This window comes from Pseudoalteromonas sp. AS71 (assembly GCF_038900275.1).
Lineage (GTDB): Bacteria > Pseudomonadota > Gammaproteobacteria > Enterobacterales > Alteromonadaceae > Pseudoalteromonas.
Genome location: NZ_JBBMQZ010000001.1, coordinates 306,485 through 321,408 on the forward strand (window position 1 = coordinate 306,485; position 14,924 = coordinate 321,408).

At 38.3% G+C, this 14,924-nt stretch carries 11 protein-coding genes; 2 read left to right on the top strand and 9 right to left on the bottom strand.

The window, feature by feature from the left end:
- Window positions 1-7 precede the first annotated feature (7 nt).
- Entirely contained in the window at window positions 8-1,045 is a 1,038-nt protein-coding gene (locus tag WNY98_RS01520) for a general secretion pathway protein GspB (RefSeq protein WP_342876928.1), read from the top strand.
- Window positions 1,046-1,098: 53 nt separating this feature from the next.
- Here WNY98_RS01520 and WNY98_RS01525 read toward each other — a convergent pair whose 3' ends face one another.
- Window positions 1,099-2,292: an HD-GYP domain-containing protein gene (locus tag WNY98_RS01525; RefSeq protein WP_342876929.1), complete on the bottom strand. Its 1,194-nt coding sequence runs from the start codon at window positions 2,290-2,292 to the stop codon at window positions 1,099-1,101.
- Between the two features lie 117 nt (window positions 2,293-2,409).
- The gene (gene putA / locus WNY98_RS01530; protein ID WP_342876930.1) at window positions 2,410-6,213 is read right to left on the bottom strand and encodes a bifunctional proline dehydrogenase/L-glutamate gamma-semialdehyde dehydrogenase PutA; all 3,804 of its coding nucleotides are present in this window, start codon (window positions 6,211-6,213) and stop codon (window positions 2,410-2,412) included.
- A gap of 169 nt (window positions 6,214-6,382) precedes the next feature.
- Here putA and WNY98_RS01535 point away from each other — a divergent pair, with 169 nt between their 5' ends.
- Window positions 6,383-6,865: a winged helix-turn-helix transcriptional regulator gene (locus WNY98_RS01535; protein ID WP_024598591.1), complete on the top strand. Its 483-nt coding sequence runs from the start codon at window positions 6,383-6,385 to the stop codon at window positions 6,863-6,865.
- A gap of 78 nt (window positions 6,866-6,943) precedes the next feature.
- On the opposite strand, the gene WNY98_RS01540 is transcribed toward WNY98_RS01535, so the two are convergent.
- The 7 genes from WNY98_RS01540 to WNY98_RS01570 all read right to left on the bottom strand — a co-directional run bounded on the left by WNY98_RS01540 (window position 6,944) and on the right by WNY98_RS01570 (window position 14,762).
- Window positions 6,944-7,933, bottom strand: a complete 990-nt coding sequence (locus WNY98_RS01540) for a sensor domain-containing diguanylate cyclase (protein WP_342876931.1) — start codon at window positions 7,931-7,933, stop codon at window positions 6,944-6,946.
- Window positions 7,934-8,116: 183 nt separating this feature from the next.
- On the bottom strand, window positions 8,117-8,497 hold the full coding sequence (locus WNY98_RS01545) for a DP-EP family protein (RefSeq protein ID WP_121954205.1): 381 nt from the start codon (window positions 8,495-8,497) through the stop codon (window positions 8,117-8,119).
- Window positions 8,498-8,517: 20 nt separating this feature from the next.
- Entirely contained in the window at window positions 8,518-11,772 is a 3,255-nt protein-coding gene (locus tag WNY98_RS01550; protein ID WP_342876932.1) for a winged helix-turn-helix domain-containing protein, read from the bottom strand.
- A 162-nt stretch (window positions 11,773-11,934) separates the two neighbouring features.
- Window positions 11,935-12,771 carry a mechanosensitive ion channel family protein gene (locus WNY98_RS01555; protein ID WP_024598766.1) on the bottom strand — a complete coding sequence of 279 codons (837 nt, stop codon included), beginning with the start codon at window positions 12,769-12,771 and terminating at the stop codon, window positions 11,935-11,937.
- A 38-nt stretch (window positions 12,772-12,809) separates the two neighbouring features.
- Complete coding sequence (locus WNY98_RS01560; protein ID WP_024598765.1) at window positions 12,810-13,553, bottom strand: LrgB family protein; 744 nt, start codon at window positions 13,551-13,553, stop codon at window positions 12,810-12,812.
- Entirely contained in the window at window positions 13,546-13,899 is a 354-nt protein-coding gene (locus tag WNY98_RS01565; RefSeq protein WP_342876933.1) for a CidA/LrgA family protein, read from the bottom strand. The genes WNY98_RS01560 and WNY98_RS01565 overlap by 8 nt, the downstream gene beginning before the upstream one ends.
- Before the next feature lie 71 nt (window positions 13,900-13,970).
- Window positions 13,971-14,762, bottom strand: a complete 792-nt coding sequence (locus tag WNY98_RS01570; RefSeq protein ID WP_197184697.1) for a crotonase/enoyl-CoA hydratase family protein — start codon at window positions 14,760-14,762, stop codon at window positions 13,971-13,973.
- Window positions 14,763-14,924: the final 162 nt, after the last annotated feature.

The following is a 14,924-nucleotide window of genomic DNA, read 5'->3' on the forward strand; positions in this document are numbered from 1 at the left end:
GTAAGTTATGTCTTATTTATTAGATGCGCTAAAGCAGTCACAGCAATCAGATATGAGTGCTGAGCAATACGACTTACAATCAGAGCAGTTAAAGCAACAGCAAGCACTTAAGCGTTATAAACGATTAGCGCTAGTATTTGGTACAAGCTTAGCTGCTTTTATTGCGGTAGCTGGTGGGTTTACTACGGGTAAGTGGTTTCAAGGTACTACTTTATTAAACATATCGGAGCCCGCTGTAATTAAGGTGGTTGAAAGTGAAAAATCGTCACCTAAAGAAGAAGTTAAAGAGGTAGATGTTGAAGTTGAAAAACAGCAAATATCTAAGTTAGAGCCTGCTAAAGTAGCTCCAACAAATACAGCAACGATTGAAGGACAACTTGTACATGTGCAAACACCTAATGGTGTACAGCAAATGTTATTAACGCCTAATGGGCAATATATTCCTATGCCATCGAGTCAGGGCGGGAATGCAGCAGGTTATAATCAGCAGAGCGTGCAGCAAGTAATGCCAGTTCAAAATTATAATCAGCCAGTATTTAATCCACAAAGTAATTACAATCCAAATAATATGCAGAACGCTTCGGTATTTGGGCAAAGTCAAAATACAGCATCTGCTCAACTAGATATGAGTAAATATAAAGTCCTGGGTAAGCCAATTAATGGTAGCAACCAATCTCAATTGATGAGCGATCCTGAACTTGATGAGGTGCCTACAACACTTAAAAATGCGTTTGCTCAAGCTATACAAGACGTCGAAAAAAATCAAGATTATGAAGTTACCCAAGCATCAAAAACGTCATCACGTGTTGAGCCTGTAGAATTGCTGCCTGATGGTTTGCAATCAATGTTGCCTAGTATTAAATATCAAGCACATATATATTCATCGAGTGCGGATAAGCGTTGGATCAAGCTAAATGGCCGAGAGCTACATGAGGGTGAGAGGATTGGCGCTTTAACTGTAAGAGAGATTACACCTGAACAAAGTGTACTTGATTTTGATGGTTATGAGTTTAGCTTAAAAGCTTTGCAAGATTGGCCAGAGTAAGCGCTTAGTTATTTAATTGAGAGCTCGGTAGAATGTTGAGCTCTCAATATTGCTTAGGATAATATTGAGTTTTTATAAAAGCGTTCTAAATCAATATTATACTCTTTAGGTTTCACCGCTGATTCAAGGGTATCTAGGGTTTTTTTATTAGATAAATCGATATCTTTTATCTCTGTATAGCGACTATGTTTGGCGCTGTAAAATGTTTTAACAATAGGCTTTAGTGGTGTACTTGGGTTACTCTCGGTCACTAAGCCAACTTTTTGACTCGATAACCTAACAAGCGTTCCTACTGGGTGAATACCAATACATTGAATAAACTTATTAAGCAGCACAGGGTCGAAGCTATCTGGGCATCCATCTTTTAGTATTTTAAACGCTTTTATTGGCTCCATGCCTGCCTTGTAAACACGCTCTGCAGTGAGTGCATCATACACATCTACAATTGACGCCATACGTACGTATTGGCTTATTTCGTCACCCTTTTTACCAAATGGGTAGCCTTTACCATCAAGCCTTTCATGATGCATACCTGCAATATCAACAGCGATACCTGTTAAGCCGGACTCTTCTAAAATTTCTTTACTGAAAAGCGAGTGCAATTTCATTATTTTAAATTCTTCATCAGTAAAGCGACCAGGTTTATTGAGTATTTCATCTGGAATTTTTATTTTTCCAATGTCATGTAAAAGTGCGCCTGTAGTCAGCTCAACGATAATGTTTTTTTCTATACTTAAATGCTTAGCGAAGATCCCCATTAGTATCGATACATTAATAGAGTGCTCAAGTAGATAGGCATCTTTTTGGCGCATTTGAGTAAGGCAGGCTAGGGCATCTTGGTTTCTAAAAACAGAGTCCATAAAGCCACTTGCCAGCTCTTTAAATGGCGCAATATCTATATCGCGGCCTGCTTTTATATCTTTAAATGCTTTTATTTGTAGCGTTTTAGCTTCGTCATACAGCTTTTTTGCCTTTCCCATTTCTTGTTCGGCACTGTGTGTTTTTTGCCAAGGGTCGCGCTTTATTTTTGTTGTAGGTGTTGCGATTTGATCTTTTTCGGGGACTGTATCAATGAGGGTTTTATCAGGGTCTATTTCTATTTCTAGAATGCCTGCTTTTATCAGGTTGTTAATACCTGCCTGAGTTTTAACCCAGCCTTGATTTTTAATTTTGATACTACCAGTTTGCTTGGTAACGCTTTGCACAAACATACCAGGCAGTAACTGACCAACAGGAATTATTTTCAAATTTATTACTTCTATTGTTAATCTTTCATTAAGCTAACAAATATATACGTTACTACCTAATAAAAAAGGCACTTTTCAGTGCCTTTTTTATTTTTTATTTAAAAAGCATTAGCTTAATTATTCATCATCTTCAACAAGCGTCATTAGTGATGTGTTACCACCTGATGCTGTTGTATCAATACTGATTGTTTTTTCAGTAATAAGACGTTTAATCAGTGTATCGTAATACTCAGAACTAATTACTGGTAAAATAGCACCTTTACGCTGTGCAAGCTGTTGGCTAAAGTAGCCCAAGCGAGACGAGCGAGCAGCAACTACCGCACCGGCTAAGTGAGGGTGGGCCAAAATAGCTTGTAGCTGGTTAGGTTTAGCTACTTGGAAAACACCTTCAGCAACACCTGTAGAGATAAATTTATCTTTAAAGGCAACGGCTTCATCATAAAACAGCTCAGACGCTACTGTAATTACCGTATTACCAGCGGCAATAGCAGTAATGATAGACAATGCCCAGAAGTTAAATGATGTGCTCTTATCTGCATAGCACACTACGCAACCACGTGCTTCTAGATGAAGTGTATTAGACTCACCCGTTGGCCCAGGCAGGGTAGTAAATTTACGCATGTGCTTTTCAAGGCGGTTAAGCTGTGCACGAGCTTCTGATAATGTTAATGCTAAATCGTCTGCTAAATCGTCGATAATTTCTACCGTCGCAATTTTAGCAAGCAACTGACGTACAGCCGAAACACGGTCGTTTAGTGGTGTTGCGCGCCAGATTTTTTCATCGCGCATTGAGTTCGTCATTAGCTTTTGAACTTGCTCATTCGCACCGCTGTAGTGGTGTAAATCAAGCTCATCTGGCGTCAGGTTAGTCATTTGTACGTTATCTGGTGATGCTTTTTCTTTTACTAAACGTTGTAGGTAGTTAGGGCCACCGGCTTTAGGGCCAGTACCTGATAAACCACGGCCACCAAACGGTTGCACACCAACAATTGCACCAATCATGTTGCGGTTAATGTAAACATTACCTGCACGTGACATCTTAGCAAGGTACTCACAACGCTCTTCAATACGTGAATGAACACCCATTGTCAGACCATAGCCCGTGTTATTTATTTGATCCATCACATCATCAAGTTCATTCGATTTAAAGCGAACAATATGTACACATGGGCCAAACACTTCACGTTTAAGTACTGATAAATCTTTGATTTCGTATAAGCGAGGGGCAAAAAAGTATGCGCCATTTTGAGTGTTATCAGGGATTTTACACTCGTAATGAAGTATAGAATTACCTTTTAAGTACTCAACGTGTTCATTTAAGTTTTTAAGTGCTTTTTCATCAATTACAGGACCAACATCAGTTGAAAGTAATGATGGGTCGCCAATGTGTAACTCAGCTAGAGCACCTTTAAGCATTTCAATAATGCCATCAGCTACGTCATCTTGAATGAATAAAACACGAAGGGCAGAACAACGTTGGCCAGCACTTTGAAAACCAGAGCTGATCACATCGTCAACTACTTGCTCAGGAAGGGCCGTTGAGTCAACAATCATACAGTTTTGGCCACCTGTTTCAGCAATTAACGGTACTTGAATATCGTTACGTGCAGCAAGTGTTTGAGAAATTAATGTGCCTGTTTCAGTAGAACCTGTAAACATAACCGCTTGAATGCGCTCATCAGGAACGATTGTTTTACCTACTTCAGAACCACGAGCAATAACCGGTTGAACAACATGCTCAGGTAAACCAACAGACAGCATTAGTTCAATAGCACGAAGGGCGATTAAACTTGTTTGCTCAGCAGGCTTAGCAATTACAGTGTTACCTGTAACTATCGCAGCAGCAACTTGACCTAAGAAAATTGCAAGCGGGAAGTTCCACGGGCTAATACATAAAATAACGCCTCGGGCTTCAAAACGCTCATCTTTAGATAACTCTTCAGCGCGCGCTGCGTAGTAACGACAAAAATCAACCGCTTCACGTACTTCATCAATACCATCTTGCGCTACTTTACCCGCTTCTTTAATACAGATAGCGACTAGTTCATCATGATGACGCTCTAAAATATCAGCAACGCGGCGCAGTAAATTAGCACGGTCTTTTACAGGTGTTTGTGACCATGATTCAAGTGCAGCTTCAGCGTTAGCCAGTAATACTTTCATCTCTTCGCCAGTTTGCAATTTAACGTGGCCGATGATTTCTTTGTGATTTGCTGGGTTTTTAACAGCCAATGAGCCTTCTGGTACTTGGCTTTGCTCAATTAAGTGTTCGTTAAACCATGTTTCAAGATTCTCTTTGAAAGGGGTAATAACGTTAATATCGGTTAAATCCATGCCTTTAGAATTAGCACGTTCTTCACCGTATAAATCAATCGGCATTCTGATTTGCGTATTGTACTTATTACGCAAGCCTTGCAGTGTTTCTACAGGGTCTGGTAGTAATGATTCAACAGGTTTTGTTGTATCCACAATGGCGTTTACAAATGATGAGTTAGCACCATTTTCTAACAAACGACGAACAAGGTAAGCAAGTAGGTCTTCGTGTTGACCAACGGGTGCATATACACGACATTGAATTTTTTCTTCGTTAACGATTTGGTCGAATAATGATTCACCCATACCGTGCAAACGTTGAAATTCAAAACCTGTGTTGTCGCCTTTCGCTACTTCTAAAATAGTCGCGGCAGTGTAAGCGTTATGTGTAGCAAATTGCGGATAAAGCACGTCGCGCGCTTCAAGCATTTTAATTGCACATGCTTTGTAAGAAACATCGGTTGTTGCTTTACGAGTAAATACAGGGAAATGCTCTAAACCATCTTGTTGTGTGGTTTTGATTTCTGTATCCCAGTATGCGCCTTTAACTAAACGTACCATCATCTTACGACCAACACGGGTTGCAAGGTCTGTTAGCCATTCAATTACAAAAATAGCGCGTTTTTGATACGCTTGAACCGCTAAGCCAAATCCTTGCCAATCACCAAGATCTTCATCACTAAATACTGCTTCAATTACATCTAGAGAAATATCTAAACGGTCAGCTTCTTCAGCATCAACGGTAAAGCCGATATCGTATTTCTTAGCGGCAAGCGCAAGCTCTTTTAACTTTGGTACAATTTCTTCCATCACACGGTCTTTATGAGTGAACTCATAACGTGGATGAATTGCAGAAAGTTTAACTGAAATGCCAGGGCTCTTAATTGGACCACGACCATTGGCCGCTTTACCAATAGAGTGTATAGCGTTCATGTAGCTGTCAAAGTAACGCTTCGCATCTTTCATTGTGCGAGCGCCTTCACCTAGCATATCGTAAGAATATACATAACCTTTTTGCTCTGTATCGGCAGCACGTTCAATTGCTTCGTCAATGGTACGACCCATAACGAATTGCTTACCCATAATTTTCATAGCAAAATTTACAGACTTACGAATAACTGGCTCACCTAAACGACCAATGGTCTTTTTAAGCATACCGAACTGTTGTTCTTTCGTTTTGTCAGTGTAGTTAACCATTTTACCGGTAACTAATAATCCCCAAGAAGACGCGTTTACAAATAAAGAATCGCTACTTCCTAAATGAGAGCTCCAATCACCTTTCGCTAACTTGTCGCGAATCAGTACATCTTGAGTTGCTTTGTCTGGTACACGAAGCAGTGCTTCGGCCAAACACATTAATACAACGCCTTCTTCACTTGAAAGTGAAAATTCATTTAAAAGCGCATCAACACCGCCTTGCCCATCTTGCTCTTTACGAATGTTTAAAACAATCTGGCGGGCTCTTTCCCAGGCACGACTTCGTGCTTTTACGCCTACTTCTGCAAGCGGTAAAATATGATCAATAACCGCATTTTCATCTATGCGGTAGAAGTCACGGATTCTTTGTCTAATAGGACAAATCGTTGTTAAATCGCCGTTGAATAACATAAGCAACCCTCAGGAGTGTTAAGAATTAAAGTAAAATTAATTACCAATAAATTACCAGTGATATTGTGAGTGCATTCTAATTAAATTTCAGCAGAATATGCTGGTTAAATTTCGCGTTTTACGATAATTTACAGGGCATAAATTTAACTTATCCGCATAAAATTCTGTTATGACAATTCCAAATAGATTACGCATGCTAGATCGTATTGATTTAGCCATACTAGACGTTCTACAAAAGAACGGCAGAATTTCAAATGTTAACCTCGCAAAACAGGTTAATTTGAGTGCAAGCCCGTGTCTTGATCGTGTAAAACGATTAGAGCAAGAAGGCTATATCGAAGGCTATTACGCTAAGCTTAGCGAAGCTAAACTTAATCAGAGCTTAGTAGCGCACGTTCAAGTGTCGCTTGTTGCTTCAAATACAGCTGTATTTAAGGTATTTAGAGAGCATATACTAAGAATACAACAAGTCGTTGAATGTGACATGGTGGCAGGCGGTTATGATTACTTATTAAAAATCCGCGTTTCTAATATGGAAGAATATAGACAAGTTCTTGGCGACTTAGTCGATATTCCAGGCGTGGGCACTCATCATACTTATATGGTGATCGAAAAGATTAAAAAAGACGAAGGGCTGCTAATCGACGTTTAAACTTTTCTCAAGTAACAAAAAACCGCCAAGTGCGGTTTTTATTTCAATATATAAAGGCTATACCAAATAGTGAGTACATCACCTTATACATAATTTATTTCGACCTTCCGACTTCGCTCTATATAAAGCCGTATCAGCCGCGCATATTAATGCCTCAGATGTTCTGTATTGATTATCGTATTCGCAGGCTAAACCCTGGCTTACACTTATCTTTACATTCGCTGGCAAACCAATATCTCTAAAATTAATGTTGAGTATTTTTTCTTGAATACGTTTTGCGATCATTTCTGCATTTGAGACATGTGAGCGAGGTAATACAACAGCAAACTCCTCACCACCATAGCGTGCTACTAAACTATCTTTTGAGGGGAGGCAGTCTTCAATTGTTTGCGCTACTTTTTGCAAACATTTATCACCCTTTACATGACCAAAATTATCGTTAAACAGTTTAAAAAAATCAATATCGATCAAGATAAAACTCAAAGGCTGTTTGTCTACTATGCATTCTTGCCAATTTTTAATAATCGCTTTTTCTAAAGTGCAGCGATTAGCGATACCTGTAAGGTGATCTATTTTGGCTATGTTTTCGAGTACTTTATACTTTTTAACATGCCTAGAAATATCATGCATAATACAAATAAATAGAGGGATATTGTTTGTGGTTGATGCGGGTATACAAGAAATTGAGAGCTCTATATCTAAACAGTTACCATTGTTTTTTATTATTTTAACTTCTTTGGGGCCATGATTGAGTGGTGTTTGATAGTTGTTTTTCCAACTTTCAAACATGTAAGCATAGTCATCGCGATACTGTTCTTGTAAACAATCTTGCCATTTTTTACCTATTAATGAATCAGACGTAACATTAAAAAAACGAGCCGCAACGGGATTTACTGATTCAAACACCCCATCTGCATTAACAATAAAAATAGCATCGGCCATGACATTAGTGACATTAATAATTGCGCTTATTTTTTCATTGTTAACGGTATTAGAAATGCTACTGATTAATGCAGATACAGCATTTTCGGTGTTATTTGCTCTGCTATTTTCATTATTGTTAGACATGGTGTTGCTCATTTTTATTGTTAATGAAACTTTATGTCTAGGAGTTTATTTAATTTATGGGTTTTAAACCTTTCGGTAATCTTCTGATTTAAGTTATTGTTATTTAATGTTTATTTAGGGGCGTTTTTAAAAAATTGCACCGCAATTAATAGGCCTGTGCAATTTAAAAAGAAGCGTTGCTAATTAGAGTTCTTTTTCATTCTTAACTTGAGGATCGGCGCTTTCATATTTTTTGCCATTACACTCAACGTTAAAGATTAAGCATACAGATCCATTATTTTCGTCTGTGTCGGTAATGATAATTGTGTGGCCGTTATCACTTACTTTATAGCTGAAGTCTTGGGCGCATGGTTTTTGTGTGTCGATATCGGTGATAGTAGCGCCAGTAAATACGAAACCATTTTGAATTGTGGCGTCGTCTAAATTGTAGTTACCAGCGGTTTCGGTTCTTACAACACCACCGCCAGTAGCGGGTTCGCCATTTTTTGTATAACTAAAAATAGCTTCACCGTTGTTAAGTTTAATATTTACTTGAAAGTCGACATTTTCTAGGGTGTTATTCATATCATTTCCTTTATGAGTAATTATAGTTGGAAGTTCGTAATGCCTAATTTAACTAGGCTTGCTTTTATTTCTGATATCTCGTCTTCTCTGTTTAAACAGGTATAAGCTTGTACTAGTGGGTATGTTATTTTTACGCTCTGACTTATTTTTGCAGCTTCAGAAATAGCTTTGATAGCACTTAAGCAAAATTGCTCTCGCTGTTTATTAGTTGTAGCTAAGTTTGCTTTGATTAAGTTTATTCTTGTATGTACTAAGTAATCACCAGTTCTAGTTAGGTTGGCTAATTGATGTGTGTAGTTTTCATTATTCTCAAGCTCAGTTAATAACTCCTGCGCTTTGAGTGGTGACTGTCTATTTATAAAATATTGAATCAGTGTAATTTGTGTATTAATAGTGCTGGTATTTTTAAAATTTTGAGATTTTAAAAAATTAATTATTTTTTCAATTGTTGAGTCAGTAGCTTCATCAGTAGATAGCATTAGTGAATGTGCTAAAGAGCGATAATACATAAGCTGAAATTTATTGTTCTTTGGATCTTGTACTAAAGCTTCATTGATAACTTGATTAGCCAAGCTGGCTTTTTTATGAGCCATCCGTTTATCACTCAAATAGCTCAGTAAATAACTTTGTTGCATATATAGGTTTGCTGACGTGTAAAAAAGGCTTGCATCACGAGGGTAGTTAGCAATCAATTTTGTGATTACCTCAACTGCACCTTCCAATATATTAACTGCTTCATTAAAGTTACTTAGCTTCTCTTCTGTTTTTGCAAGCCAACTAATCGTATCGGATTTATCTCGAAGTAAATTTTTGTTATTCGGTTTTAGTTCAAGCGCTTTATTTTTAAGTAAAAGCGACTCTGTAAAGTTCTTTTTTGCAGCGCTGTAGTGAGACTTTTCTATGTATAAAGAACCTAAAGAATTAGATGAATACGACAATTCCATAATGGAGTTAAAATCATTGGCTGCCAGCGCATACATTTTTTTACTGTAAGCGTGGTATTTTTTAAACATTTGCTCAGTAGCTTGATGATCATTTTGATCATAAGCTAATTGACCGAGCCAAAAGGCATTGGCACCTGCAAGCGTGAGTAGCTCTAAGTTGTTAGGCTGTATTTTTAATAATGCCTCAAGGCGGGTGCGGGCGTTTTCAAAGGCGGTAAAGGCTTCATCGGTTTTACCTCGGGAATAAGCTACTTCACCCATTGCCTCGAGGGTTTGTGCGTACTGAAAACGGTTGTTAAATTGTGCTTTATTATCGCTAAAGCTAAAAAGTGAACTTGAATCGTCAGTTTGATCAGTAAAATACTCAAGTGCTTTATTACTAATACCATCAAGTAAGTCCATGCGTTCAACGCTACGTAATTTATCGGCAAAGTCACCCACCATAAACCCTAGTAAGCTTTCGGCCTCAAGCTGTTTTTTTTGCGCATGTTGCTGGGCCTTAAAACTAGTAAAGCTCATTAATAACGCGGTAAATGTAAGTAAGCACAATAAAGCAACGGTCACTCGTTTTATTCTTATTTTTGCTTTTGTTTTTTTAATTGAGATTTTGATAAGAGCGTGCTCGTTATCATCTAATTTAAATAGTTTATCGTTAAGTAATAGCTGCGCTTCTTGTAGCGGTTTACCTGGCGCTAATAGGTAAGCACTACTTTTACCTTCGTCTATCCAATTTTGCGTTTGGTGCTGCAAGCGACTTTTTATTGCTAAGGCATCTTTATGGTCATTAATCCATTGTTTTGCTCGCGGCCATTGACGTAATAATGCCTCGTGAGCAAGGCTAAAACAGGCTTCTTCGTTTTGAAGGTGCGATACAAATAAACGGCTATCGACCATGGCTTGCACAAGCTCTTTTTGGCTTGTGTTCGTTAATGTTTGCCAGCGGGCAGCGCGGCTCGTAATGGTTTTACCATCTGGATTTAAAGTGATCAGTTGTGATAACACGTTTTTTAGTTGCTGTTGTTGCTCGTTGCTGAGGTCAATAAATATATCTTCTGCTTTTTTGCCTATGGCGCCCTCAATACCACCGAGTTTTGTGTAAACACTGTGTAGTAGCTCGTTATTATCACTGCGCTGTAAATACAGCTCTTGCAATGTGTATTGCAGCATGGGCAGTGCATCGGGGTTATTGGCTGTATCGGCACAAAGTATTTCATCCAGTGGTGTTTGGGTTTGTGGGTCATTCGAGAACGTTAAATTAGCGGTTAACGCTGGTAGGCGAATAATTTGTTGAAGCTCTTGGCGGTTTGGCGGTGTTAAATCGTAGTGCGCGCCATGGGCTTTGCCTGCCATTAGGCTGGGTTGTTCAACTACTAAAGGATAAAAGTCGTTACGACACGCACTAAATACAATCACTGTTTTAGAGGTTGCTAAGCGCTCAATAACCGATAAAAAATGGCTGCGTGTTTCGCTACTAAATATAGGCGAAGAAAGCAGTACTTCTAAGCGATCAATAAATAAAAATAACTGTGGTGTTTTAAGTTGTGTAGAGGCTTTGCTAAGTGCAACTTGTATGGCGTTAATTACGCCATCGATTGCCAATTCTAGCTGTTCTGCAAGTGTTTGAGCGCTTAATCCTTCAAACACAGGCTGGGCGTTTATATCCCAATCAAGCAGTACGGAAGCTAAATCTAGAAAAAGTCTATTTTTATGAACATCTGCAAAGTCGAGTTGACTATAAGAAACAACTCCAATGCCATTATAGCCTCGCTCATCAAGTAACTTAGGCAATATACCCGCATTAACAAGTGATGATTTACCCGTGCCACTAGGACCGAGTATTAAGCAAAATGCACGACCAAATTTAACTTGGCTCGATATTCTATTGAGTAACGTTTCTATAGATTGATTGCGGCCAAAGAATAGGTGTGTATCGCTTGGGTTGTAGGCGCTTAATCCTAAAAAAGGAGAGCCACCTTGCCATGTGTTTTCAGTTGTTTTTATGTCTTCAGCTAGAGGAAACTCAAGCTTTGCAATAACGCGGTAACCACGCTTTCGAATAGTTTCTATGTAGGTGGGCTCATTTGCTTTATCACCAAGGGCTTTTCGTAACTGCGTAATTATTTTATGCAGCGGGTTATCGCCTATCTCAACATTTTTCCAGCATTGATCTAATAGCTCGTCACTCGTAACAATTTCGCCTTTTTGTAAGCACAGATGGACTAATACATCCATGGCTTTTGGTTCTAACTGTTTAGTTTTTTCTGCACGCTGAAGAGTATTTGACTGGGGATTGACTTGCCAATCACCTAAATAAAAAGGGCTGCGATTCATAATGGCTCATTATTGTTATTATGTAATTAAAGCGAGTGATTTGCCGACTTTTTTAACCAAGTCTTTATATTACAGATAAAATAACAAACAGATAAAGCGTTTTTACGCAGTAAAAGTGGTTTATTGATGTGGGTAATTCAATATTGAGTTACCCACTGAGTTTTATGACTCTATATCGCTTTTATTTATGGTAACTACGCGTTGAGGGAATGGGATTTCAATATCAGCATTATTAATTGCTTTATAAACACCACCGTTAATAGCCAGCTTAGTTTCGATAATTTTAGTTGTAGGTACCCAATACCTATAACTAATAGTTACGCCGCTATCAGCAAAGCGTTCAATACCCACTTGTGATAATGGATTTTGCGCGACTAATTCATGGGCTTTAAGTACGTCTTCAATAAGGCTAATCGCGTTATCAGAGCAAGCACTATAAGCTATGTCTATTTCACCTTTGACCAATGAGTAACTAAATGAGTTATGAAGTATTTCACCTACTATGTGCTTATTTGGAATGGTAATTTCTACTTTTTCTTCATTAATTAAAATGGTGTAGCCAAGTTCAATCGTTTTAACTTGGCCGCTTACATTTTTAACTTCGATAGTATCACCAACAACAAAAGGTCGAGTGGCTATAATGGCAAGGCCTGCACCATAGTTAGAAAGCATGCCTTGCAGTGCTAAACCTGCACCTAAAGATGCTGCACCAATGGCCGCTACAAATGGCGTAACGCTAATACCTATTTTGCCAAGTGCAATAATTATAACCATTACAATTAGCAGTACTTTTACCACGCTACTGACAAAGTTAGTGAGCGTAATATCAACGTTATGGCGGGTCATTAACGCGGCTACAAATTTGGCAAGCTTTTGTGCTATCCACAAACCAATGAGGACGATAAAAATAGCGCCAACAATTTGCATACTGTAGGTAACCATATACTCAGTAAGCATGGTGTAATATTTTTCAAACTGTTCGATTTCAGAACTGATCATAAAGCGCTCTATGTTAGGGCTATGTTGTATTTTTCCAACTATAGCAAAATGTTGACTAAAAATGGATATAACAGCGGCACTATAATTGCTGTTAATAAAGCACTTAGCGCCATTGCAACTGAGGAGTAAGCGCCTACTTTTGGATGCTCAGCAATAGCAGCAGCAGTTCCAATTGCATGACAAGCTGTGCCCATTGCAACACCTTGAGATTCGTGATTAAAAATATTAATGAGTTTAAAAAGCATAAAGCCAAATAAAGCGCCTAGTAAACCAATAAAAATAACTAAAGCCGCAGCAAGAGAGCTAATACCGCCTAATGAGTCGGTAACAATTAAAGATATTGGGGTTGTAACACTGAGAGCGGCAACAGATGCACTTAGCTGCGCAGGCGCATTAAATAGTATGCTTAGTAAAAATGCTACCACGGTTGCATTAACAATCCCTAAACTACATGTTGCGACTATGAGTAATAGGTTTTTTCGTACGTGTGTAAACTGTTGATATAGCGGAAGTGCTAAAGCCACAATCGCGGGCTCTAATAACCAGCTTAGTAATTTGCTGTGCGAGGCAAATTGCGTATAAGGCAAATTTAGGTTAATTAGTAATAAAGCGATAATACTAATACTTAAAAATACGGGGTTAGTGAGCGATTTAAATACGCTGTTTTTTATACTTTGGTTTACGGCCCTTAGTGCTAAAAATAATACAATAATAAAAGGAATACTTAGCCACCATAAATTAGGCTGTAGCTCTGATATTGTAGAAAAAGTAAAATTATTCATTATTTTCTTTTCCCTTAAAGTACGCAATTACACTGCTAACAAGCAACAAGGTAGTTATAGGGACTAGCACCACAACTGAGACTAAAAATGCCCAGTGTGATTTTATAAGGCCGAGGTGTTCAATAAATCCCACGCCCGCAGGAATGAAAAATATAGGCATAATATTTAAAATAGGGGAGGCGCATGGTTTTACGTGTTGCTCTTTTACAATACTAGATAAGAGTAAAACTAATAGAATAACCATCGCAAGTAATGGTGCAGGAAAGCTTCCACCAATAAAATGCATAATGAGTTTAGCTAAGGCCAAACATAGTAAAATAATAGCGCTACTGAGCAGATATTTCATCAAAGTGGCTCACAGAAAAGATAAGAGCTTAACTTTAACAAATCAAACTCTATTATGCATTGTGCAATAGTCTACCAGTGCTTTGTATTTGCGTAGGTTATATCCGCTTTTCCTTTTGCTTTAGCAATTGCTTTTTTAGTGTTTGGGTTTAGCAATAAGCGGATTTGGCTGAAGGTTTCTTTAGCGAGTATTTTTCGTTGGTTTGGTTTGTAGCTAAGTTGTGTAACACGTTTAATAGCAGCAAGCGTATCTGGTGAACGCTCAAGTAATGTATCGAGCATGTTTTGCGTTGCTTGCTGAGTATCATCGGTAAGTTTAGTAACCAAACCTAGCTCATTTGCTTGTTGTGCAGTGATTGGGTTTGCGTGGCTTGCAAGCCAAAGTGCTTGGTCGCGCTTAACTAAACCGCTCATCATTACATTTGCTCCCATATCGGGGCACAATCCCCAACGCGCTTCCATAATGGCAAGTTTGGCATCAATATTAACAACTCTGTAATCTGCCCCCAACGCTATTTGCAAACCCCCCCCTAAACAGTTGCCATCAATTTGTGCAATAACGGGCACACTCAGTGACTGCCAGCCTAATACTACTTTTTGCGCTAAATTTTGATTGCCAGGTAACCATTTAAGCAATAATTTCACTATGTTCATTGGTGTAGCCATTACTGCAGATATATCAAGGCCTGCACAAAAATGCTCGCCATCGCCTTTTATTACCACAGCACGAATACTGCGATCTCTTTTTATATTTTTAATGGCTTTGTTTAGCTCTACAAACATTTCAAAGCTTAATGCATTTTGTTTTTTTGCTCTGCTAAGCGTGACAGTTGCAATGCCATTTTGTTTTTCTAGTTTTATCATTACACACTCCTCTGACCTGTTGCTTGAGCTTATGTTGTTATAGGAATTAAGTAAAGTGACGGTATTTCTTAAATAAATGGAATTTATTTCTAAAGCTGTAGTCTTAATAAATTGGTTTTAGATGAGAAAAAGCTAAATAATTAGAACTTGAGATAATAAAAT

Coding starts and splice junctions, on each gene's coding strand:
- WNY98_RS01545 (WP_121954205.1), bottom strand. CDS start 8,497: ATGAATAACACCCTAGAAAATGTCGACTTTCAAGTAAATATTAAACTT.
- WNY98_RS01555 (WP_024598766.1), bottom strand. CDS start 12,771: ATGATCAGTTCTGAAATCGAACAGTTTGAAAAATATTACACCATGCTT.
- WNY98_RS01570 (WP_197184697.1), bottom strand. CDS start 14,762: ATGATAAAACTAGAAAAACAAAATGGCATTGCAACTGTCACGCTTAGC.
- WNY98_RS01540 (WP_342876931.1), bottom strand. CDS start 7,933: ATGTCTAACAATAATGAAAATAGCAGAGCAAATAACACCGAAAATGCT.
- WNY98_RS01535 (WP_024598591.1), top strand. CDS start 6,383: ATGACAATTCCAAATAGATTACGCATGCTAGATCGTATTGATTTAGCC.
- WNY98_RS01565 (WP_342876933.1), bottom strand. CDS start 13,899: ATGAAATATCTGCTCAGTAGCGCTATTATTTTACTATGTTTGGCCTTA.
- WNY98_RS01560 (WP_024598765.1), bottom strand. CDS start 13,553: ATGAATAATTTTACTTTTTCTACAATATCAGAGCTACAGCCTAATTTA.
- WNY98_RS01520 (WP_342876928.1), top strand. CDS start 8: ATGTCTTATTTATTAGATGCGCTAAAGCAGTCACAGCAATCAGATATG.
- putA (WP_342876930.1), bottom strand. CDS start 6,213: ATGTTATTCAACGGCGATTTAACAACGATTTGTCCTATTAGACAAAGA.
- WNY98_RS01550 (WP_342876932.1), bottom strand. CDS start 11,772: ATGAATCGCAGCCCTTTTTATTTAGGTGATTGGCAAGTCAATCCCCAG.